Annotated in this window: 21 protein-coding genes, 1 tRNA gene and 1 riboswitch; of the genes, 17 read left to right on the top strand and 5 right to left on the bottom strand. The window is 62.3% G+C overall.

Going from position 1 to position 22,425, the window contains the following annotated elements; all coding sequences use genetic code 11:
• Positions 1-36: 36 nt before the first annotated feature.
• Complete coding sequence (locus tag JV201_RS06590) at positions 37-858, top strand: HDOD domain-containing protein (protein ID WP_003212004.1); 822 nt, start codon at positions 37-39, stop codon at positions 856-858.
• On the opposite strand, the gene JV201_RS06585 is transcribed toward JV201_RS06590, so the two are convergent.
• The gene (locus JV201_RS06585; RefSeq protein WP_003212006.1) at positions 859-2,244 is read right to left on the bottom strand and encodes a sensor histidine kinase; all 1,386 of its coding nucleotides are present in this window, start codon (positions 2,242-2,244) and stop codon (positions 859-861) included.
• Entirely contained in the window at positions 2,237-2,908 is a 672-nt protein-coding gene (locus tag JV201_RS06580) for a response regulator (RefSeq protein ID WP_003212008.1), read from the bottom strand. The genes JV201_RS06585 and JV201_RS06580 overlap by 8 nt, the downstream gene beginning before the upstream one ends.
• A 236-nt stretch (positions 2,909-3,144) precedes the next feature.
• Here JV201_RS06580 and JV201_RS06575 point away from each other — a divergent pair, with 236 nt between their 5' ends.
• The 5 genes from JV201_RS06575 to JV201_RS06555 all read left to right on the top strand — a co-directional run bounded on the left by JV201_RS06575 (position 3,145) and on the right by JV201_RS06555 (position 8,575).
• Complete coding sequence (locus JV201_RS06575) at positions 3,145-4,425, top strand: OprD family porin (protein ID WP_008437839.1); 1,281 nt, start codon at positions 3,145-3,147, stop codon at positions 4,423-4,425.
• 28 nt (positions 4,426-4,453) lie between these two features.
• Positions 4,454-5,440: a tripartite tricarboxylate transporter substrate binding protein gene (locus tag JV201_RS06570; protein ID WP_219406654.1), complete on the top strand. Its 987-nt coding sequence runs from the start codon at positions 4,454-4,456 to the stop codon at positions 5,438-5,440.
• A 130-nt stretch (positions 5,441-5,570) separates the two neighbouring features.
• Positions 5,571-6,029: a tripartite tricarboxylate transporter TctB family protein gene (locus JV201_RS06565; RefSeq protein WP_008437838.1), complete on the top strand. Its 459-nt coding sequence runs from the start codon at positions 5,571-5,573 to the stop codon at positions 6,027-6,029.
• A 1-nt stretch (position 6,030) separates the two neighbouring features.
• Positions 6,031-7,545, top strand: coding sequence for a tripartite tricarboxylate transporter permease (locus JV201_RS06560; RefSeq protein WP_003212016.1), 1,515 nt, complete (start codon positions 6,031-6,033; stop codon positions 7,543-7,545).
• A complete protein-coding gene (locus JV201_RS06555; protein ID WP_003212018.1) occupies positions 7,538-8,575 on the top strand; it encodes an AbrB family transcriptional regulator in 1,038 nt (345 codons plus the stop codon). Before JV201_RS06560 ends, JV201_RS06555 begins: the two co-directional genes overlap by 8 nt.
• A gap of 68 nt (positions 8,576-8,643) precedes the next feature.
• On the opposite strand, the gene ung is transcribed toward JV201_RS06555, so the two are convergent.
• Positions 8,644-9,336: a uracil-DNA glycosylase gene (gene ung / locus JV201_RS06550; protein WP_003212020.1), complete on the bottom strand. Its 693-nt coding sequence runs from the start codon at positions 9,334-9,336 to the stop codon at positions 8,644-8,646.
• Positions 9,337-9,471: 135 nt separating this feature from the next.
• Between ung and JV201_RS06545 the strand changes: the two genes are divergently transcribed.
• The gene (locus JV201_RS06545; RefSeq protein WP_087692610.1) at positions 9,472-10,584 is read left to right on the top strand and encodes an enoyl-CoA hydratase/isomerase family protein; all 1,113 of its coding nucleotides are present in this window, start codon (positions 9,472-9,474) and stop codon (positions 10,582-10,584) included.
• Here the strand turns inward: JV201_RS06545 and JV201_RS06540 are convergent.
• Both JV201_RS06540 and JV201_RS06535 read right to left on the bottom strand, forming a co-directional pair.
• Positions 10,578-11,027: a DUF3757 domain-containing protein gene (locus JV201_RS06540; protein ID WP_219406653.1), complete on the bottom strand. Its 450-nt coding sequence runs from the start codon at positions 11,025-11,027 to the stop codon at positions 10,578-10,580. The genes JV201_RS06545 and JV201_RS06540 overlap by 7 nt on opposite strands.
• A gap of 160 nt (positions 11,028-11,187) precedes the next feature.
• Positions 11,188-11,544 carry a hypothetical protein gene (locus JV201_RS06535; RefSeq protein WP_003212026.1) on the bottom strand — a complete coding sequence of 119 codons (357 nt, stop codon included), beginning with the start codon at positions 11,542-11,544 and terminating at the stop codon, positions 11,188-11,190.
• Between the two features lie 302 nt (positions 11,545-11,846).
• Positions 11,847-11,947, top strand: a riboswitch (guanidine-I (ykkC/yxkD leader).
• Between the two features lie 61 nt (positions 11,948-12,008).
• Between JV201_RS06535 and JV201_RS06530 the strand changes: the two genes are divergently transcribed.
• The 10 genes from JV201_RS06530 to JV201_RS06485 all read left to right on the top strand — a co-directional run bounded on the left by JV201_RS06530 (position 12,009) and on the right by JV201_RS06485 (position 22,343).
• Positions 12,009-13,076, top strand: a complete 1,068-nt coding sequence (locus JV201_RS06530; RefSeq protein WP_003212027.1) for a putative urea ABC transporter substrate-binding protein — start codon at positions 12,009-12,011, stop codon at positions 13,074-13,076.
• Between the two features lie 12 nt (positions 13,077-13,088).
• Positions 13,089-13,904 (top strand): ABC transporter permease, encoded by an 816-nt coding sequence (locus JV201_RS06525; RefSeq protein WP_003212030.1) that lies wholly within the window; start codon positions 13,089-13,091, stop codon positions 13,902-13,904.
• Entirely contained in the window at positions 13,901-14,665 is a 765-nt protein-coding gene (locus JV201_RS06520; protein WP_003212032.1) for an ABC transporter ATP-binding protein, read from the top strand. Before JV201_RS06525 ends, JV201_RS06520 begins: the two co-directional genes overlap by 4 nt.
• A complete protein-coding gene (locus tag JV201_RS06515; RefSeq protein ID WP_219406652.1) occupies positions 14,662-15,387 on the top strand; it encodes an urea amidolyase associated protein UAAP1 in 726 nt (241 codons plus the stop codon). Before JV201_RS06520 ends, JV201_RS06515 begins: the two co-directional genes overlap by 4 nt.
• A gap of 9 nt (positions 15,388-15,396) precedes the next feature.
• Positions 15,397-16,029 (top strand): urea amidolyase associated protein UAAP2, encoded by a 633-nt coding sequence (locus tag JV201_RS06510; protein WP_177123718.1) that lies wholly within the window; start codon positions 15,397-15,399, stop codon positions 16,027-16,029.
• A 305-nt stretch (positions 16,030-16,334) separates the two neighbouring features.
• Complete coding sequence (gene uca / locus JV201_RS06505; RefSeq protein WP_219406651.1) at positions 16,335-19,964, top strand: urea carboxylase; 3,630 nt, start codon at positions 16,335-16,337, stop codon at positions 19,962-19,964.
• Positions 19,965-20,037: 73 nt separating this feature from the next.
• Entirely contained in the window at positions 20,038-20,250 is a 213-nt protein-coding gene (locus JV201_RS06500) for a cysteine-rich CWC family protein (RefSeq protein WP_008437822.1), read from the top strand.
• Entirely contained in the window at positions 20,250-20,942 is a 693-nt protein-coding gene (locus JV201_RS06495) for a pseudouridine synthase (RefSeq protein WP_178903176.1), read from the top strand. The genes JV201_RS06500 and JV201_RS06495 overlap by 1 nt, the downstream gene beginning before the upstream one ends.
• A gap of 305 nt (positions 20,943-21,247) precedes the next feature.
• Entirely contained in the window at positions 21,248-22,132 is an 885-nt protein-coding gene (locus JV201_RS06490; RefSeq protein WP_003212046.1) for an alpha/beta fold hydrolase, read from the top strand.
• Positions 22,133-22,269: 137 nt separating this feature from the next.
• Positions 22,270-22,343, top strand: a tRNA-Gly gene (locus JV201_RS06485).
• Positions 22,344-22,425: the final 82 nt, after the last annotated feature.

The following is a 22,425-nucleotide window of genomic DNA, read 5'->3' as shown; positions in this document are numbered from 1 at the left end:
TCGTCGTACCTTTTTGCTACACCCTAGAGATCTTGAATGAACAAGCTGGCGGAAAAAGTCCAACAGGCGTTGGTTGTGGCCATCGATAACGATGACCTGGTTCTGCCAACGCTGCCTGAAGTGGCCCTGAACATTCGCCAGGCCGCCGAAGACCCGGACATCAGCATCAGCCACCTGAGCAAAGTGATCGGCCGTGACACTGCCTTGTCGGCACGGCTGATCAAAGTGGTCAACAGCCCGCTGTTGCGCGCGACCCAGGAAGTCACCGACCTGCACACCGCCATCACCCGCCTGGGCACCAACTACAGCAGCAACCTGGCGATCGGCCTGGTGATGGAACAGATCTTCCACGCCCGTTCCGAAGTGGTCGAACAGAAGATGCGCGATGTCTGGCGGCGCAGCCTGGAAGTGGCCGGCGTGAGCTATGCGTTGTGCCGCAACCACAGCCAGTTGAAGCCTGACCAGGCGGCGCTGGGTGGGCTGGTGCACCAGATTGGCGTGCTACCGATCCTGACCTTCGCCGAAGATCACTATGAACTGCTGTCCGATCCGGTCAGCCTCGATCACGTGATTGAAAGCATCCACCCGTTGCTGGGGGACAAGCTGCTGCGGCGCTGGGACTTCCCGGAAATGCTGGTGAACCTGCCGGCGCAGTACATGAACCTTGAGCGCGACTCCGAGCGCCTGGACTATATCGACCTGGTGCAGGTCGCCGTGTTGTATTGCCACCGCGACACTGACCACCCGCTGGCCAGCGTGCCGATATTGACGGTACCTGCGATCAAGAAGCTGCGACTCGACCCCTACAGCGACACCTTGCGCGCCGAGCTGGATGAAGCACGGTCGATGTTCTACTGATTACCCCGCGATAAAACTGACCCGCACTTTCAACCCCGCCAACTCTCCGTCATGCAAGCTGATCTGCGCCAGGTGTGCCCGGCAGATCTCGCCAACAATCGCCAACCCCAAGCCCGCCCCCAAGCCCTGCTGGCTGCGCCGATAGAAGCGCTCGAACACTCGGTCCCGCTCATCCAGCGGGATGCCCGGGCCGTCATCTTCCACCTCAAGTACCGCCGGCGCCGTGACCCGCAAGATCACGTTGCCGCCCGGGGGCGTGTGGGCCAGGGCGTTGTCCACCAGGTTGCTCAACAACTCGTTCAACAAGGTGGGCTCGCCCCGCAGCCACACCGGTTCATCCGCCTCCAGCGCCAGGGCCACGCCACGCGCATGGGCCAGCGGCGCCATGGCCATGCCCAGCTCGCGAGCCAACTGGCTCAGGTCCAGCAACTGGGCCCCGCCTTCGGCAATCGCCCGGGCGCCGTTTTCGATGCGCGCCAGCGAGAGCAATTGATTGGCCAGGTGAGTCAGGCGATCAGTGCCCTGGGCTGCGGTTTCCAGGGTGGTGCGCCAGGTAGCCGGATCTTCGGCACGCAGGCCAAGCTCCAAGCGTGCCTTGAGCGCTGCCAACGGAGTGCGCAGCTCATGGGCGGCATCGGCAATAAACTGTGCCTGGCGCTCGAACTGCCCGCGCAGGCGTTCGGTGAAATGGTTGAGCGCATGTACCAGCGGGCCCAATTCATGCTGCACCTCCACCAGCGGCAATGGCCGCAGGTCATCGGGCTGACGCTCTTCCACGGCCGTGCGCAAGCGCTCCAACGGCCGCAGCGCCGCACTCACGGCAAAGAACACCAACAACAAAGCACCGATGGCCAGCATCCCCAGGCGTAGCAAGGTATCGGCCATCAGGCTGCGCGCCATCGCCACCCGCGCCTCGTCGGTTTCGGCCACGCGGATTTCCGCCATGCCGTTCATGTTCGGTTCGGAGACTGCCTTGAGCAGGCTGACCACTCTCACGTTCTGGCCTTGATACCTGGCGTTATAAAAGCGCGCCAGCGCCGGATAGTCATCGGTGCGTGGAGTACCCGGCGGCGGGCCTGGCAGGTTTTCGTAGCCGGAAATCAGCTTCTGGTGAATATCGTTGACCTGGTAGTAGATTCGCCCGGCGCTGTCGTAGGCGAACGTATCCAGGGCGACGTAGGGCACATCGGCACTCAAGGTGCCGTCGCGGTGGGACAGGCCGGCCGCAATGGTCCGCGCCGAGGCCAACAGCGTGCGGTCGTAAGCCGTGTCCGCCGCCTCGCGCCCATTCCAGTAAGCGCTCAAGCCGCTGGCAATCATCAACACCACCAGCAACAGCGCCAGGTTCCACAGCAGGCGCCAGCGCAGGCTGCTGGGCTTATGCATCGCGGGCTTCCAGCAGGTACCCCAGGCCACGGAAAGTGACGATGGCCACAGGCTGGCCATCGAGTTTCTTGCGCAGGCGGTGCACGTAGATTTCGATGGCATCGGGGCTGGCCTCTTCATCCAGGCCAAACACCTGGGAGGCCAGTTGCTCCTTGCTCATCACCCGGCCAGGACGCGCGATCAGCGCCTCAAGCACCGCCTGCTCGCGGGAGGTCAACGTCAGCAATTCGCCGCCCAGGGTGAAGCGCCGCGTGTCCAGGTCGTAAATCAGCACACCACACGCCTGTTGCCGCTCACCGCCCAGCACGCTACGGCGCAGCAGCGCCTTGACCCGGGCTTCCAGCTCCGTCAGTTCGAACGGCTTGGCCAGGTAGTCATCCGCGCCCAGGTTGAGGCCATGCACGCGGTCCTTCACATCGCTGCGTGCGGTCAACATCAACACCGGCAGATTTTTTCCACGGGCCCGCAGGCGCGCCAACACTTCAAAACCGTCCATGCGCGGCAGGCCCACATCGAGAATCGCCACCGCGTATTCCTCGCTGCTCAAGGCCAGGTCCGCCGCCACTCCATCGTGCAACACGTCGACGGTCAAACCCGTGCTCTTGAGCGCCTGGGCGACACTTTCGGCTAGCTGCAAATGGTCTTCGACCAGAAGGACACGCATGGGTCTTTACCTCGTTTGGGGGTGGTCGGCGCCACGCTTTGCCGGGGAGTTTACAGGCGCGGCCTGCGCTGTGAAGCCCGAAAACATTGAAAGGCGACTGAAAGGTTAGTGAAAGCTTCGCCCTTTAGCATCCAGCCACGGTGGGTTTCGCCTGCCGAGCTATTTCACCCATAGCGCCCGAAAAACGCCTCGAAGCGTTTTCGCCAAAATAAGAACAATAACGGAGTACACCCACGATGCTGCGCACACAGCCGCCTGCTCGTTCTTCTCGTATCACCCAGACCGCCCTTGCCAGTGCCGCCGCCCTCGCCGGCTTTTCGCCCGCAGGCCAGGCCGCCTTTTTCGAGGACAGCACCGCCACCCTCGAAACCCGCAACATGTACTTCAACCGCGACTTTCGCGACGGCACCAGCGCACAACAATCCAAGCGCGACGAGTGGGCCCAGGGCTTCATGCTCAACCTGCAGTCGGGCTATACCGACGGTACCGTCGGCTTCGGCGTGGATGCGCTGGGCATGCTCGGGGTCAAGCTCGACTCCAGCCCCGACCGCACCGGCACCGGGCTGTTGCCGACCCACGACGACGGCCGCGCCGCCAACGAATATTCCAAACTCGGCCTGACCGGCAAAGTGAAGATCTCCGCCACCGAGCTGAAGATCGGCGCGCTGATCCCCGAATTGCCGATCCTCAAGCCCAACGACGGGCGCATCCTGCCGCAGACGTTTGAAGGCGGCCTGCTCAGTTCCAGGGAATTCAAGAACCTGGTGTTCACCGGCGGCCGCCTGAACAAGGCCAAGGACCGCGACGACACCAACTACGAAGACATCGGCCTCAACAACAAGAACAGCCGCTTCCTCAGCGGCGCCACCGGCAAGCATTTCGACTTCGGCGGCGTGGACTACAAGTTCGCCGACAAGATCACCGGTAGCTACCACTTCGCCCAACTCGACGACGTGTACCGCCAGCATTTCCTCGGCCTCGTGGCCTCGCGCCCGATGGGCCCCGGCACCTTCGGCGCCGACCTGCGCCTGGCCGTCAGTGACGACACCGGCGCGGCGCGCGGCGGCAAGATCGACAACACCTCCCTCAACGGCCTCTTCAGCTATGCCCTCAATGGCCATAAGCTCAGCGCCGGTTACCAGCACATGTCCGGCGACAGCGCCTTTCCCTACGTGGACGGTAGCGATCCTTACCTTGTCAACTTCGTGCAGATCAACGACTTTGCCGGCGCCGAAGAACGCTCCTGGCAGGCCCGCTACGACTACGACTTCGCCAAGCTGGGGATTCCCGGCCTGAGTTTCATGAGCCGTTACCTGTCGGGTGACAACATCAAGCTCAAGAACGGCGAGACCGGCAAGGAGTGGGAACGCAACAGCGAGATCCGCTACGTGGTGCAAAGCGGCACGTTCAAGGACGTGGCCGTGCGTCTGCGCAATGCCACCTACCGTTCCAACTATTCGGCCCGTGATGCGGATGAAGTGCGCCTGCTGGTGAGCTACAGCGTCGCACTCTGGTAACAGCAACCTCATAACAACAATGATGGAGATGAACATGACCCTTTCACTGCGTAAATTTGCCCTGACGGCCAGCTGCATGCTGTTCGCCAGCCAACTGCTGGCCGCCGAGCCCAAGCGCCCGGAATGCATCGCCCCGGCGTCCCCCGGCGGTGGTTTCGACCTGACCTGCAAACTGGCGCAGAGCGCGCTGGTCAACGAGAAACTGCTGAGCAAGCCGATGCGCGTGACCTACATGCCCGGCGGCGTGGGCGCGGTGGCCTACAACGCCGTCGTGGCGCAGCGTCCGGCCGACGCCGGCACGCTGGTGGCGTGGTCCAGCGGCTCGCTGTTGAACCTGGCCCAGGGCAAATTTGGCCGCTTCGATGAAAGCGCCGTGCGCTGGCTCGCGGCCGTCGGCACCAGCTACGGTGCCATCGCGGTGAAAAGCGATTCGCCCTACAAAAACCTCGACGATCTGGTCAAGGCCCTGAAGAAAGATCCGGGCAGCGTGGTCATCGGTTCCGGCGGCACCGTCGGCAGCCAGGACTGGATGCAAACCGCCCTGATCGCCAAGGCCGCCGGCATCAACCCGCGTGACCTGCGTTACGTGGCACTGGAAGGCGGCGGCGAGATCGCCACCGCCCTGCTCGGCGGCCATATCCAGGTAGGCAGTACCGACATCTCCGACTCCATGCCGCACATCCTCAGTGGTGACATGCGCCTGCTGGCGGTGTTCTCCGACGAACGCCTGGACGAGCCGGAAATGAAGAACATCCCGACCGCCAAGGAACAAGGCTACGACATCGTCTGGCCGGTGGTGCGTGGCTTCTACCTCGGGCCAAAAGTCAGCGACGAAGACTATGCCTGGTGGAAAGACGCCTTCGACAAACTGCTGGCTTCCGAAGAGTTCGCCAAGCTGCGTGACCAGCGCGAGCTGTTCCCGTTCGCCATGACCGGCCAGGAGCTGGACACCTACGTGAAGAAACAGGTGGCTGACTACAAAGTGCTGGCCAAAGAGTTCGGCCTGATCCAGTAATCGCCCCTCTGTGGGAGCGGGCTTGCTCGCGAAAAACTTCAACGATGACGCGTGCTGCCTGTATAAACGCGACGTCCTGGCGTTCTTCGTGAGCAAGCTCGCGCCTACAAGAGTCTCCAAGGAGTTTCCCATGCTCTTACAACGCATTTTCGCCTCAGTGATGTTGCTGGTCTGTGCCGGCCTCGCACTGATGGCCTGGCCATATCAGGCGTCGTTTTCCTACGAGCCGGTAGGGCCTCGGGCCTACCCGCTGCTGATGCTCGGGCTGATGGGCCTGGGCCTGATCTACATGCTGTTTCGTCCACAGCCCACCAAGCACACAGAAGAAGAGCCCGCGCTGGACCGCCAGACCCTGATCAAGATCGGCATCTGCGTCGGGTTGCTGCTGGTGTTTGCCGGCACCTTCGAACCCTTGGGTTTCATCCTCAGCAGCATGCTGATCGGCATTCCGATGGCGCGCCTGTATGGCGGCCGCTGGATGCCCAGCGTGGTGATCGTGACCTTGATGAGCATCGGTCTTTACCTGCTGTTCGACAAGGCCATGGATGTACCGCTGCCGCTCGGCCTGCTTGAAGTTCTGGAGAACTGATATGGATACGTTCAGCTATTTGGGCCAGGGCTTCGGCGTTGCACTGACCCCTTACAACCTGATCACCGCACTGTGCGGCACCTTGATCGGCACCGTGGTCGGCCTGTTGCCGGGCCTTGGGCCGATCAACGGCGTAGCGCTGTTGATCCCCATCGCATTTGCCCTGGGGCTGCCGCCTGAGTCGGCCTTGATCCTGTTGGCGGCCGTGTACCTGGGCTGCGAATACGGCGGGCGCATCAGCTCGATCCTGTTGAACATCCCGGGTGAAGCTTCCACCGTGATGACCACCCTCGACGGCTACCCGATGGCTCGCAAAGGCCTGGCGGGCGTGGCGTTGTCGCTGTCGGCGTGGAGTTCGTTCATCGGTGCGTTTATCGCCACCTGCGGCATGGTGCTGTTCGCCCCGCTGCTGGCCAAATGGGCGATTGCCTTCGGCCCGGCGGAATATTTCGTACTGATGGTGTTTGCCATCGTCTGCCTGGGCGGCATGGCCGGTGACAAGCCCCTGAAGACCTTTGTCGCGGCATTGATCGGCCTGTTTCTGTCAGCAGTGGGTATCGATGCCAACAGCGGCGTTTACCGCTTCACCGGCGATAACATCCACCTGACCGACGGCATCCAGTTCGTGGTGCTTGTATTGGGCCTGTTCTCCATCAGCGAGATCCTGTTGCTGCTGGAAAAAACCCACCGTGGCCAGGAAGCCGTGAAAGCCACCGGACGCATGATGTTCAACCTGAAGGAAGCTTCCGCGGTATTCGTTGTGAATATTCGCTGCGGCCTGCTGGGTTTCATCATGGGTGTATTGCCGGGCGCGGGTGCCACACTGGCCTCGGCCGTGGCCTACATGACCGAAAAACGCCTGGCCGGTGCCAGCGGTAAATTCGGCCAGGGCGACATGCGCGGCCTCGCGGCTCCGGAAACCGCGATCGGCGCTTCCGCCTGCGGCGCCCTGGTGCCGATGCTGACCCTCGGCGTACCCGGCTCGGGCACCACGGCGGTGATGATCGGCGCCCTGTCGCTGTACAACATCACCCCCGGCCCGCTGCTGTTCCAACAGCAACCGGACATCGTCTGGGGCCTGATCGCCTCGTTGTTTATCGCCAACATCATGCTGGTGATCCTTAACATCCCGATGATCCGCATCTTCACCCGCATCCTTGCCGTGCCGAACTGGGCACTGGTGCCGGTGATCGCCATCATCACTGCGATCGGTGTGTACGCGGTTCACGCCACCACCTTCGACCTGTTCCTGATGGTCGGCATCGGCATCTTCGGCTACATCCTGCGCAAGCTGGATTTCCCGCTCTCGCCGGTGCTGCTGGGCTTTATCCTCGGCGGGTTGATGGAGCAGAACCTGCGTCGTGCGCTGTCGATTTCCAACGGCGAATTGCAGATCCTCTGGTCGAGCCCGATCACCTTCGGCGTGTGGGTACTGACGGCCTTGATGCTGTTGTTCCCGCTCCTGCGCATCTGGCGCAAGCGTTCCCTGCAGCGTCGTGCCGTGGCCGATGTCTGAGGCCACGTTCAGAAACTGGTGGGCAACACCGCTGGTCGGTCTGCTGGGCGGGTATCTCGCCAGCCAGATCGGCTGGCCACTGCCGTACATGGTCGGCTCGTTGCTGGCGATCATCCTGGTGCGCTGCCTGACACCCTGGCAGCTCGCAGAAATTCCCGGCGGCCGCAAATGCGGCCAATGGGTGGTGGGCATCGGCATCGGCCTGCACTTCACCCCGGTGGTGATCGAGCAGGTGATGAGCCACTTCGGCCTGATCTTCTTCGGCGCGCTGGTCACCAGCCTCTCCAGCATCGTGGGTGTGTGGTTGATGCGCCGCAGCGGTGAAGACCGTGCCACAGCGTTTTTCTCGAGCATGCCGGGTGGGTCGGGGGAGATGGTCAACCTCGGCGCACGCAACGGCGCAGTACTCAGCCGCGTCGCGGCGGGCCAGAGTTTGCGGGTATTGGTGGTGGTGCTCTGTGTGCCGGCGGCGTTCAAGTATTTGCTGGGGGAAGGTGCCCCGCAGTTTCATCCGGCGACGGTGGATTGGACCTGGCTGGCGCTGCTGTTTCCCGTCGGCGCACTGGTGGCCTGGGGCTGGCAGCGCTTGCGTCAGCCAAACCCCTGGCTGTTCGGGCCGCTGCTGGTCAGTGCCGCCGCCAGCATTACCTGGGACTTGCACATCGGGCTGCCCGACGGCGGCAGCCAGATCGGCCAGTGGCTGATCGGCAGCGGCCTGGGCTGCCACTTCAACCGGCAGTTCTTCCGGCGCGCGCCGTTGTTCATGGGACGTACGTTGATCGGTACGGCGTTGACTATGTTGATTGCGACGCTGGCGGCTGTGGGCTTGAGTGCACTCACACATCTGGACCTGCGTTCGCTGACACTGGGCATGATGCCAGGCGGAATTGCGGAAATGAGCCTGACGGCGGAAACCCTGCAATTGTCGGTGCCGTTGGTGACGGCGATGCAGGTGATGCGTTTGTTGTTTGTGCTGTTTCTGGCGGAGCCTTTGTTTCGGCACTGGAACCGGCAGCCAGACAAAATCTGAAGCCCAAGAGACGTTCAATTGTAGGAGCTGTCGAGCTTTAGCGAGACAGCTCCTACATTGGAGCTATGTCAAACCGGCGGCAATCGCCACTCGATCGGCGTCTCGCCATTCTGCTCAAGAAACTTGTTGGTGCGGCTGAAATGCCCGCAGCCAATAAACCCTCTATAGGCCGACAACGGCGACGGATGCACCGACGTCAGTACCAGGTGCTTGGTGGCGTCGATCAGCTTCTGCTTGCCCTGCGCATGGGCGCCCCACAGCAAGAACACCAGGTGCGGCTGATGCTCGCTCACCACTTCAATAATCCGATCGGTAAAGAACTGCCAGCCCTTGCCCGCATGGGCGTTGGCATTCGCGCGCTCCACGGTCATGGTGGTGTTGATCATCAGCACGCCCTGGTCGGCCCAGCTTTGCAGGTAGCCGTGGTTGGGAATGTCGATGTTCAGGTCACGCTTGAGTTCTTTGTAGATATTGACCAGCGACGGCGGTGCCGGCACGCCCGGTTGCACCGAGAAGCACAAGCCGTGGGCCTGGCCCGGGCCGTGATACGGGTCCTGGCCGAGGATCACCACCTTGACCTTGTCCAGGGGCGTTGAGTTGAGTGCGTTGAAGATCATCGGGCCGGGTGGGTAGATCTCCTTGCCTGCCGCGTGCTCCTGGCGCAGGAATTCCCGCAACTGGGCCATGTACGGCTGGTCGAACTCGTCACGCAGGGCGTGTTTCCAGCTGGGTTCGAGTTTGATACGGTCGTCGGTGGTCATGGTTACGCTGTCTAGTCAAAAGAATGAGGCGAACCCTAGGAAAGCCGACCTTGCTTGTCAATTGATCTGACGCAGATACCGCACTTTCCTGCGAAGCGATCATACTGAACCTTCACTTTATCGATTGAGGTCATGATGAACCTGCACTTCGAAGAGCTGATTGGCACCGGCGGCGCCCGCGTTGGCATCGCCAGCCTGGACGCGGAAAAATCCCTCAATGCCTTGTCGTTGCCGATGATCCTGGCCCTGAGCGAACGCCTGGACGCGTGGGCCAAAGACCCGCAAATCGTCTGCGTGCTGCTGCGCGGCAATGGCCCCAAGGCTTTTTGCGCCGGTGGCGAAGTCCGCAGCCTGGCCCAGGCCTGCCGTGAACATCCCGGCGAAGTACCGGCGCTGGCCGCGCAATTTTTCGCCGCGGAGTACCGCCTCGACTACCGCCTGCACACCTATCCCAAACCGCTGATCTGCTGGGGCCACGGCTATGTGCTGGGCGGTGGCATGGGCTTGCTGCAAAGCGCCGCCGTGCGCATCGTCACTCCGAGCAGCCGCCTGGCCATGCCGGAAATCAGCATCGGCCTGTACCCGGACGTGGGCGCCAGTTGGTTCCTGTCTCGCCTGCCCGGCAAGTTGGGGTTGTTCCTCGGCCTGACCGGCGCCCATATGAATGGCCGCGACGCCCTGGACCTGGGCCTGGCCGACCGTTTCCTGCTGGATGAACAACAAGACGAACTGCTTGAAGGCCTGCTGCAACTGAACTGGCAGGAACAGACCGACATGCAGCTCAACAGCCTGCTCAAGGCCCTGGCCCAGGAAGCCGCCGTCCAGTTGCCCGAAGCCCAATGGCTGCCGCGCCGTGGGCAGATCGACGAGTGGCTGGACGTGGGGGATGTGCGCTGTGCGTGGCGAGCCTTGAGCCAGTTACGCGATCACACCGACCCGCTGCTCCGCCGCGCAGGCAAGACCCTGAACGAAGGCTGCCCGCTGACCGCGCACCTGGTGTGGGAACAGATCCAGCGCGCGCGGCACCTGTCCCTGGCCCAGGTGTTCCAGATGGAATACACCTTGAGCCTGAACTGCTGCCGTCACCCGGAATTCAGCGAAGGTGTGCGGGCGCGGTTGATCGACAAGGACCAGCAGCCACACTGGCACTGGCCGGACATCAACTTGATCCCCGAGGCCGTGGTGCAGGCGCACTTCCACAAGGTCTGGGAAGGGCGGCATCCGCTGGCGGACCTGTCTGACTATTGAGCGCCCGTCGGCGCTTTTTTGCCCTCGAACGTGAAGGCACAATTATCGGGTTGGTGGTCGTCGCACTGGAAAATCTGTTGCCCGAAAGCATCGGTGCCCGGTACCCAATGCGTGGTATCTGCCAGCGACATTGAGCCTCCGGCTTGAGCCGTGCCGTACCTCAGGGTGACTGTCTTACCCCTCAGGGTTTTATAAATGCACTTTTCCAGATAGCCATGCTTGCGCTCGTCCTGCTCGCTTGGAGTAAAAAGCGCGCCGACAAAGGTTTCCACGAATTCCCCGCCGCTCATTGCCTGGCTTATCCATGGCGAGTCGCTGTCAGTTCCCTGAAAGTGACCGTCAACGTACCGTACAGCACTCGGGTAAGGACAGGATTGCGCTGCTGCCAACGTACTGACGCCAAGAAAAGCAAAAAATAACAGGTAGAGCGGGCTGACGTTCATGTCATGGGTTCCATCAGTCGATGCTGGAAGCGATACGCCAAACAGGCGACTGCTCCCAATTAACTACAGGCGTAACCCACAGCATAGCTGTCAAATATGACAGTGCCGACCAACGGTAAACAAAAACGGCGCCTGAGCGCCGTTTTTCCAATTATTCCTATCAGCGATGACCGCCGCCACGGCCTCCACCCTGACCACCACCCTGGCCATGTCCGCCACCATTACCCCAGTGACTGTTGCCCCAACCCTGGTTTGGGTAAGGCCGATAACCCGCGCGCGGCCCCGCAGGATAATAGCGCGGCGCCGGCTGGTAATAACGCGGCGACGGGTAATAACGCTGCGGTGGCGGGTAGTAACCCTGGCGGTAATGGTAATACGGGCCGCCGCCGTAGTAATACGCCGGCGCGGGCGCCGTGTAGACCTCGGAACCGTAGTAGGCCTGGCCGCCACCGTAATAAGGCGCGCACGCAGAAAGGGTCAAGCCGAGCAAAGCGATGAGAAGCAGTCGACGATACATGGCGGCCTCCTGGACCGCGGAAGAGCACACCCAGCGACGCTGGGGGGCGGCAAACAGCTTTCACTGCCTGACGAAATATCTGACATCAAAAACGGAATCTGGTGCGATTTAGACATAGATTGATACATCTGCCGGTCGCCTCATTGCAGTGCAATCCCGCACCACCACGACGCATATTCACCGCACGTTGCGCCCCCCTCCTCGCGCCAACCCACGCCATTACTGCGCCCGTGCCACTTGGCACGACTCTCGCTTTACCTCTCCCGTGCAGGAGTCATCACAGGTTCGCGGCACCACAATTTGCAATGGCTGACTAGGGTTCCGGCTCGCTAAGGCGAGTGGCTGGTCCGAGAGTCGGCGACCTCCAGTTGAGGTTACACGGCGGGATAAAAGCCCGGGAGACAAGCCACCGTTCACGGTGCCGCGTTGCTCCTGCTCGCCCTTGATCAACTGGAGAAGCATCCATGCCCTCGATACGTTTACCCGCCCTGCTCGCCGCCGCCTTCGCCGCCGTGGTGAGTTTTTCCGCCCAAGCCGCCCCCAAAGACCATTTCAGCGTGTGCTGGACGATCTATGCCGGCTGGATGCCGTGGGAATACGCCGGCAGCCAAGGCATCCTCGACAAGTGGGCCAAGAAGTACGGCATCAAGATCGACATGGTGCAGCTCAATGACTACGTCGAATCCATCAACCAGTACACCGCCGGCCAGTTCGACGGCTGCACCATGACCAACATGGACGCCCTGACCATTCCCGCCGCCGGCGGCGTGGACAGCACCGCGCTGGTGGTCAGCGACTTCTCCAATGGCAACGATGGCGTGGTCATCAAAGGTGAAGGCAAGACCGTCGCCGACCTTAAGGGCATGAACGTCAACCTGGTGGAACTCTCCGTGTCCCACTATCTGCTGGCCCGCGCCCTGGAGTCGGCCAACCTCAGCGAAAAAGACCTGAAAGTGGTCAACACCTCCGACGCCGACATCGCCGCCGCCTTCAACACCGACCAGGTCAAGGCCGTCACCACCTGGAACCCGATGCTCTCGGAGATCAAGGCCAAGCCCGGTGTCACCGAAGTGTTCGACTCCAGCAAAGTGCCCGGCGAAATCATGGACATGATGGTGGTCAACACCCAGACCCTCAAGGACAACCCCAAGCTGGGCAAAGCGTTGACCGGCGCCTGGTTTGAAGTGGTGGCGCTGATGAACGCGAAAAACGCCGCCAGCACCGACGCCCTGGAGCACATGGCCAAGGCCTCCGGCACCGACCTCAAGGGCTTCCAGTCGCAACTGGACACCACCAAGCTGTTCGCCACGCCCAAGGAAGCCCTGGCCTTCGCCACCAGCGCGCAGTTGCCCGCCACCATGGGCAAAGTCGCCGAGTTCTCGTTTAAACACGGCCTGCTGGGTGAAGGTGCCAAGGACACCAACGCCGTGGGCATGAGCTTCGCCAATGGCGTGACCCGCGGCGACACCGCCAACCTCAAGCTGCATTTCGACCCCAGCTACGTACAGATGGCCGCCGACGGCACGCTGTAAGAGGACGCGGCCATGCGCCTGATCAACCGTCACCCGGAACGCTCCAGTCGCCTGCTGTTGGTGCTGCTGCCCTTCGCCCTGCTGCTGTTCGCCTACTTCGTGGGCTCGGCCGAGCGCCTGGCAGACAACCCCAACGACAAGCTGCTGCCCAGCGCCGCACAAATGGGCGACGCAGTGAAACGCCTGGCCTTCAGCGCCGACACTCGCACCGGTGAATACGTGCTGTGGCAAGACAGCGCCTCAAGCCTGCGCCGCCTGGCGATCGGCCTGGGCATCAGCGCCCTCGCCGGCCTGTGCCTGGGCATTGCAGCCGGCACCTTGCCGCTGTTTGGCGCACCGTTGTCCCCCTTGCTGACGGTGCTGTCGATGGTGCCGCCGCTGGCGATCCTGCCGATCCTGTTCATCGTGTTCGGGCTGGGGGAATTGTCGAAAGTGATGCTGATCGTGATCGGTATCACCCCGGCCCTGGCGCGGGACCTGGAACAGCGGGCACGGGAAATTCCCGTGGAGTTGCTGGTGAAGGCACAGACCCTCGGCGCCTCCACCTGGACCCTGATGCTGCGGGTGGTGCTGCCACAATTGCTGCCACGCTTGCTGATCTCCCTGCGCCTGATGCTCGGCTCGGCGTGGCTGTTCCTGATTGCAGCCGAAGCCATCGCCTCCACCGACGGTTTGGGTTACCGGATCTTCCTGGTGCGCCGCTACCTGGCGATGGACGTGATCCTGCCCTACGTGGTGTGGATCACCCTGCTGGCCTGGCTGATGGACTGGGGCCTCAAGGCCCTGACGCGGCGCGCGTTCCCCTGGTACGAAGGAGCGCGGGCATGAGTTTTATCAGCGTCAACAATGTGTGGCAGCGCTATGGCGACCAGGTGGTATTGGAGCGCCTGAACCTGCACGTGGCCGAAGGCGAATTCTGCACCCTGGTCGGCACCTCCGGTTGCGGCAAATCGACCTTCCTGCGCCTGCTGCTGGGGCAGGAAACCGCCAGCCATGGCGAGATCCTGCTGGACGGTAAACCGCTCGCCGCCGAACCCGATGCCAGCCGTGGCGTGGTGTTCCAGCGCTACTCGGTGTTCCCGCATCTGACGGTGCTGGACAACGTTGCGCTGGGCCTTGAGTTGCCGCGTTCAGCGTTGCTCGGCCGCCTGTTCGGCAGCGCGAAAAAACAGGCCCGGGAACAGGCCGCAGCGCTGCTGCATAAAGTCGGTTTGGGCCATGCCCTGGACAAGTACCCGGCGCAGCTTTCCGGCGGTATGCAGCAGCGGCTGGCCATCGCCCAGGCGCTGATCATGAAGCCCCGCGTGTTGCTGCTGGACGAACCCTTCGGCGCCCTCGACCCGGGCATTCGCAAAGACATGCACCTGCTGTTGCTGGAGCTGTGGCGCGAAACCAGGCTGACGGTGTTCATGGTCACCCACGACCTGAGTGAAGGCTTCAGCCTCGGCACCCGCTTGCTGGTATTCGACAAGGTGCGCCTCGACCCACACGCCCCCGGCGCCTACGGCGCCCGCATCACCTACGACATCCCTTTGAACAGCGAGCGCCGCAAGGCGATCGCCGCCGAACTTGGAGCCACTTCCAAATGACCGACTCAACTCAATTGTTCCCACCTTTTGCCGAGGAAATGCTCCCCGGCGGCGGCCACCGTTCCTTTGTGCTCAAGCGCGGCCAACTGCTGCGCCTCACCGACATTCGCGGCGGCGCCAACGTCAGCTTGACCCTGCTCAATGCCAATGAAAAAACCGAGCGCCTGAACCTGCCCGACAGCCTCAAATGCCAACACACCGCCAAGCTCACCAACGGCCATTGCCTGTACTCGGACATGGGCCGCGTGCTGGCTGCCATCACCGCCGACACCTGCGGCTGGAGTGACAGTATCGGCGGCGTGTCATGCGCCTCCGAGGTCGCGGAAAAATATGGCAAAGGCCGCTATCAAGAGCTGCGCAACGGCTTCTACCGCAACGGCACCGACAACCTGCTGGTGGAACTGGGCAAGTGGGGCCTGGGGCTGTCCGACCTGCTGATGACCCTCAACCTGTTCAGCAAAGTCACGGTAGATGAAGCTGGCAGCCTGCACTTTGTCCCCGGTCACTCCAAGGCCGGCGACTACATCGAACTCTACGCACCGATGGACACACTGGTGGTGCTCACCGCGCTGCAACATCCCATGGACCCCAACCCCGAGTACGCGCCGCAGCCGCTGAAACTCAGCTGGATGAACGCCGACCCAAGCGTCGCCGAACACTGCCGTGCCTCGCGCCCGGAAAACGAGCGCGGCTTTATCAACACCGACCGTCTGTTCGCCTGAGGACCTGCCATGTCTATCGCACTCGCCAAACAACCGGACGCGGCCCTGTACCGCGCGACCATTCCCGCCGGCGAACCCTGGCTGATGGAAGTCAAGGCCGGCCAGACCCTGCGCATCCTCGACCTTGAGGGCAACCAGGCGGTCGACACGCTGTTCTACAGCCTGAAAAACCCCAGGGAACGCTACGACGTGCAGCGCACCCTGCGTCGGCAAAACAGCGTGTACCTGAGCACCGGCAGCGTGCTGTATTCCAACCTCGGCCAGCCGATGCTGACCATCGTCGACGACACCTGCGGACGCCACGACACCCTTGGCGGCGCCTGCGCCCAAGAGAGCAACACCGTGCGCTACGCCCTGGAAAAACGCTACATGCACAGCTGCCGTGACAACTATCTGCGGGCCTGTGCCCACGATGGCCGGCTGGGTAAAAGCGACATCGGGCCGAACATCAATTTCTTCATGAACGTGCCGGTGACCGCCGATGGCGGGTTGACCTTCGAGGACGGGATTTCCGCCCCCGGCAAGTACGTCGACCTGCGGGCCGAGATGGACGTGATCGTACTGATCTCCAACTGCCCGCAACTGAACAACCCGTGCAACGGCTACAACCCAACCCCTGCGGAGTTACTGGTATGGAACTGAAGATCAAGCGGTTGCGCCGGTGGTTGTTCGCCCTGTGCCAGGCCCGCGCCGGGCAGTGCCTGCGAAAACGCTGAAGATCAACTGTGGAAGATGACCTGTAGGAGCTGGCTTGCCTGCGATAGCGGTGGATCAGCCGACATATGGGGTGACTGATCCACCGCCATCGCGGGCAAGCCCGGCTCCCACATTTGATCTCCATTGGTGTTGAAATTTGCGCTGCGGACGACCGCAGCGCCATCCACATTTGCGGGACGGCCCGCATCCCAGGACAAGGCCGAGCACTCATCGGCCTGCGGGGTTTTGCCATGTTCGAAAAACTGTTGATCGCCAACCGTGGCGCCATCGCCTGCCGCATCCTGCGCACCTTGCGTGAGCTTTCGGTCAAGGGCGTGGCGGTGTATTCCGAAGCCGATGCCGCGAGCCTGCATATCCAGCAAGCGGATGAGGCCTACAGCCTGGGCGAAGGCGCGGCGGCCGGCACCTATTTGTCGGTGGAGAAAATCCTCGCCACGGCCAAGGCGTGTGGCGCCACCGCGATTCATCCCGGCTATGGCTTTCTATCGGAAAACGCCGCCTTCGCCGAAGCCTGCGAAACAGCAGGCATCGCCTTCGTCGGCCCGACGCCGGAACAGCTGCGGGTATTCGGCCTCAAGCACACCGCGCGCGCGTTGGCCAGGCAGCACAACATCCCGCTGCTGGAAGGCACCGAGCTGCTCAACAGCCTCGACGCCGCACTACTGGCCGGGGAAACCGTGGGCTATCCGATCATGCTTAAAAGCACCGCCGGTGGTGGCGGGATCGGCATGCGCGTGTGCCACAGCGCCGATGAATTGCGCGACTGTTTCGAGGCGGTGAAACGCCTGGGCCAGAACAATTTCAGCGATGCCGGTGTGTTTATCGAGAAGTACATCCAGCACGCCCGGCACCTGGAAGTGCAGGTGTTTGGTGACGGCTGCGGCGAGGTGATCGCCCTCGGCGTGCGCGACTGTTCGGTGCAGCGGCGCAACCAGAAAGTGCTTGAAGAAACCCCGGCGCCGAACCTGCCCGACGGCATGGCGGATGAGCTGTGCCGTGCCGCCATCACCCTGGCCAAGGCAGTGGATTACCGCAGCGCCGGCACCGTGGAATTTATCTTTGATAGCGCCGATGGCCGCTTCTATTTTCTGGAAGTGAACACCCGGTTGCAGGTGGAGCATGGCGTCACCGAGCAAGTGTGGGGCGTGGACCTGGTGCGCTGGATGGTGCAATTGGCCGCCGGGGAAATGCCGCCATTGCGGGAACTGCAACTGAAGCCTCACGGCCACGCGATTCAGGCACGCCTGTACGCCGAAGATCCGGGCCGGGAGTTTCAGCCAAGCCCGGGGCTTTTGACGTATGTGGACTTCCCGGTCGCTGAAGGCCTGCGCATCGACACGTGGGTGGAGGCCGGTTGCGAGATTCCGCCCTACTTCGACCCGATGATCGCCAAGCTCATCACCTGGGCGCCGACCCGCGAACAGGCACGCCTGGATTTGCATCAAGCCCTGAGCAACAGCCAACTGTGCGGCGTGGAAACCAACCGCGATTATCTGCGCCAGATTCTGCTCGCTACACCGTTCGCCAGTGGCCATCCGTGGACGCGCTGCCTTGAAGATTTGGTGTACCACGCCAACACGTTTGAAGTGCTCAGCGCCGGCACGCAAACCAGTGTGCAGGACTATCCGGGGCGCCTCGGTTACTGGGCCGTAGGCGTGCCGCCGTCGGGGCCGATGGACAGTCGCGCGCTGCGCCTGGGCAATCGCCTGCTGGGCAATGCCGAGGGCACCGCTGCGCTGGAAATCACCATGAGCGGGCCGTTGCTGCGCTTCAATTGTGCGGCGGTGGTGGCGGTGACGGGTGCAGACATTGTGCTGCGCTTGAATGATGAAGCGGTACCGATGAACACCGCGTTGCTGATCCCGGCGGGCGCAACCTTGAGCCTGGGCACCATCGCCGGGGCCGGAGCTCGCAGCTACCTTTGCGTGCGCGGCGGGCTGCAGGTTCCGGATTATCTGGGAAGCAAAAGTACCTTCACCCTTGGCCAGTTTGGTGGGCATGGCGGGCGGGCTTTGCGGGCGGGTGATGTGTTGCACTTACTGCCGTTGGAGGATCTCAGTTGCGGCAATACGCTAGTGCCTGAACCGCTTGGCGAGGTGCGAACACTGCGGGTGATCTACGGCCCCCACGGCGCGCCGGAATACTTCAAGCCCGAGTACATCGAGACGTTCTTTGCCACCCAGTGGGAAGTGCATTTCAACTCCAGCCGCACGGGTGTGAGGTTGATCGGGCCGAAGCCTCTGTGGGCGCGTACGGATGGCGGTGAGGCGGGGTTGCATCCGTCGAATATTCACGACAATCCGTATGCGATAGGTGCGGTGGATTTTACCGGGGACATGCCGGTGATCCTCGGCCCCGACGGCCCGAGCCTGGGTGGGTTTGTATGCCCGGTGACGGTGATCGAGGCGGACTTGTGGCAGTTGGGCCAGCTCAAGGCGGGTGACAAAATCTGCTTCACCCCCGTCGACATCAAGACCGCCCGAGACCTCGCCTTGAACTGGGATCAAGTGTGGGAGCCGGGCTTGCTCGCGATGCAGGCAACTCGGTCCGACAGGCAAACCGAGGCGATGCTTTCGCGAGCAAGCCCGCTCCCACATTTGATTGAGTCGCCTGTTGTTCTGGACATCGGCCAGGCCGACACCCGCCTCGTCGCCCGCCTCGCCGGCGACACCCACCTGCTCCTGGAAATCGGCGCCCCGGAACTCGACCTGGTGCTGCGCTTTCGCGCCCACGCCCTGATGCAAGCCCTCGAAGCACAAGCCCTGCACGGCGTCATCGACCTGACACCCGGCATCCGCTCCCTGCAAATCCACTACCAGCCCGAACAACTTACCCTCGCCGACCTCCTGGCGCTGATCACCGCCGAATGGCACGCCGTCTGCGCCAGCCAAAACCTGCAGGTGCCGTCGCGCATCGTCCACCTGCCACTGTCCTGGGACGACCCGGCCTGCCAACTGGCGATCGAAAAATACATGACCACCGTGCGCAAGGATGCCCCGTGGTGCCCGAGCAACCTGGAGTTCATCCGCCGCATCAACGACCTGGCCAACCTCGACGAAGTGCGCCACACCGTGTTCGATGCCAGCTACCTGGTGATGGGCCTGGGCGACGTCTACCTCGGCGCGCCCGTGGCCACGCCGCTGGACCCGCGTCACCGCCTGGTCACCACCAAGTACAACCCGGCACGCACCTGGACCGCCGAAAACTCCGTGGGCATCGGTGGCGCCTACCTGTGCGTCTACGGCATGGAAGGCCCCGGCGGTTATCAGTTCGTCGGGCGTACCTTGCAGATGTGGAACCGCTACCGGGAAGTGGCCGCGTTCGATGGCAAACCGTGGTTGCTGCGCTTCTTCGACCAGATCCGCTTTTACCCGGTGAGCGCCGATGAGCTGGTGCAGATACGCCGGGATTTCCCCCTTGGGCGGTTTGAACTGAGCATCGAACACAGCCAGTTGAACCTGACGGATTACCAGGCCTTTCTCGCGCAGGAAGCCGAAAGCATCGGCGCGTTTCGCGGGCAACAGCAGCGCGCGTTCAACGCCGAACGCGAACGCTGGATCGCCAGCGGCCAGGCGCATTTCGACAGCGAGGAACTCGCCGCACCACAGGGCGCAGACACGCCCTTGCAGGCCAACGAATACAGCATCGACAGCCACATCGCCGGCAATCTCTGGCAAGTGCAGGTCAGCGCTGGCGAACGCGTGGCGGCGGGAGATGTGCTGGTGATCCTGGAGTCGATGAAAATGGAAATCCCGGTAGTCGCACCGTTCGCCGGTACCGTAAGGGAAATCCCCGTGCAACCGGGCAGCGGCATAGGTGCAGGCCAACGGGTGGTGGTGCTGGAGCGTGATTTGCAATAACGCGGCGGGGCTGTATCGTGCAAGGCACACCGGGTTTCACCGGGACCTTGTCCGATACAGCCTGAACCGACCGATGACCACGCCAACCCTCTGCCCCGCCTGCGGCGCCCGCAACGATTGCGTCCTGGCCGACCCGCGCACTGCCGACCAGGCGTGCTGGTGCTATTCCGTCAGCATCGACCCCGCAGTGCTCGAAGCCTTGCCGGCGGAACTGCGCAATAAAGCCTGCCTGTGCCCGCGTTGTGCTCAGGTGGACGAACAACTGCGCGGCAACGAGCGGTCGTAATGCGCGTAGATCGTTTCCTCAGCAACCTGCCCCGTTTCAACCGTAAACAGGTTCGCCTGTTGCTGGTGGAGCGGCGGATCAGCGTCGACGGCCAGGCCATCAGCGATCCGCACCACCCGGTAAGCGAGTTCAGCCGTGTGTTGCTGGATGACGAAGTGCTGCAAGCCGGCAAACCCGCGCGTTACTTCATGCTGCACAAACCCCAGGGCTGCGTCAGCGCCACGTCCGACCCGCAACACCCCACGGTGCTCGACCTGCTGGATGAACCGGACAAGCACGAACTGCACATCGCCGGTCGTCTGGATTTCAACACCACCGGCCTGATGCTGATCACCAACGACGGCCAGTGGTCGCGCCGCCTGACCCAGCCGCAAACCAAGTTGCCCAAGGTGTACTACGTCGAGACCGAGCAGGACATCGGCCCGCAATACACGGCCACTTTCGCCGCCGGCCTGTACTTCGCCTTTGAAGACCTCACCACCCAACCGGCGGAACTGGAACTATTGGGCCCCAGAACGGCGCGCCTGAGCATCATTGAAGGGCGTTATCACCAGGTGAAGCGCATGTTCGGGCACTTCGACAACAAAGTGATACGCCTGCACCGCGAACGCATGGGACCGCTGGAGTTGGACGCAGCCCTTGCGCCAGGCCATTACCGGGCGCTTACAGAGGCTGAAATCCAACAGGTCTGATGACCGTTCAGCCGATGATGGCAAAAACCCACGCCATCGACTGGCGAACTGGCATCCCTGATGCTTGAATCAACCCAGCCAGCCGCAATCTGACTGGCGAGTCACCCCTACCTACAAGAAACACTTTGCCCGTCCGCACGCTTGACCTGCGGGCCTCTCACGGCAAATTGCCCGCCATAACAACACCCGTCGGCCAGCCAGTACCGGATCGACATGGGCCCTCACTTCCAGGCGTATGCCTACCTGTCACAAAGCTCGTGCAGAGTGATCTGCGCGCATTACCCGCTTGCCAGGAGTCTTACGACATGAGGCCAGAAATCGCTGTGCTGGATATACAGGGTCAGTATCGGGTTTACACGGAGTTCTATCGCGCGGACGCAGCAGCCAAGACCATCATCCTGGTCAACGGCTCAATGGCCACCACTGCGTCTTTCGCCCAGACCGTGAAAAGCCTGCACCCGACGTTCAACGTGGTTTTGTATGACCAGCCCTACGCTGGCCGCTCCAAAATCCACAACCGCCACGAGCATATGCTGACGAAAGAAGTCGAGGGCCAGATCCTTCTGGAACTCATCGACCACTTCGCCGCCGAACACGTGCTGTCCTTTTCCTGGGGCGGCGCCGCGACCCTCGTCGCCCTCGCCCACCGCCCGCGCCGTGTGGAAAAGGCCGTGATCAGCTCGTTCTCCCCGGTGATCAACGCCCCGATGCGCGACTACCTGGAGCGCGGTGTCGACTACCTCGGCAACCTCGACCGCGACCGCGTGGGCCACCTGGTCAACAGCACCATCGGCAAACACCTGCCGTCGCTGTTCAAACGCTTCAATCACAAACACGTGAGCAGCCTGGCCGAGCACGAGTATGGGCAGATGCACTTTCACATCAGCCACGTGCTCAACAGCGACCGGCTGTGCTACCTCAAGGCCGCTAAGCAGATTGATATACCGGTGTTGTTCTTGAACGGCGAATGGGACGAGTACACCAGTGCCCAGGATGCCAAGCTGTTTGGGCAACATATTGCGAAAAGCAGCTTCGGCACGATTCAGGCAACCGGGCACTTTCTGGATATGGAGCACAAGGCCGCGTGCCGGGATAGCCGGGAGGCGTTGATGGGCTTTTTGAGACCGGAGCAGCAGCCAAGCCGGTTGCGGTACCACGCGTCACAGCCACAGCATGCGTTTGCCGTATGAGCGGTGGGGTTGTGGGCGGGCCGGATTTCCCAGGGGGGCCGCCTGCCCACGATCGACCGTTGGCACGTAAAACACAGAATTTTCGAAGAAAAACTTCAAATCCGCGAGCACATCTGGTACAAAGTCAGCCGCTCTGAGCGGGTATAGTTTAGTGGTAGAACGAAAGCTTCCCAAGCTTTAGATGAGGGTTCGATTCCCTCTACCCGCTCCACTCAGATTTTGCTCCTGCGTCAGGCTGGTTTTGACGGGGGATGTGTAAAAAAACCGGTCCTTGGTGACCGGTTTTTTTATGG

It is taken from the genome of Pseudomonas sp. Colony2, assembly GCF_019382755.1.
Taxonomy (GTDB): Bacteria; Pseudomonadota; Gammaproteobacteria; order Pseudomonadales; family Pseudomonadaceae; genus Aquipseudomonas.
The sequence above is the reverse complement of the archived record's forward strand: the minus strand, read 5'-3'. Positions and strand labels throughout refer to the sequence as shown.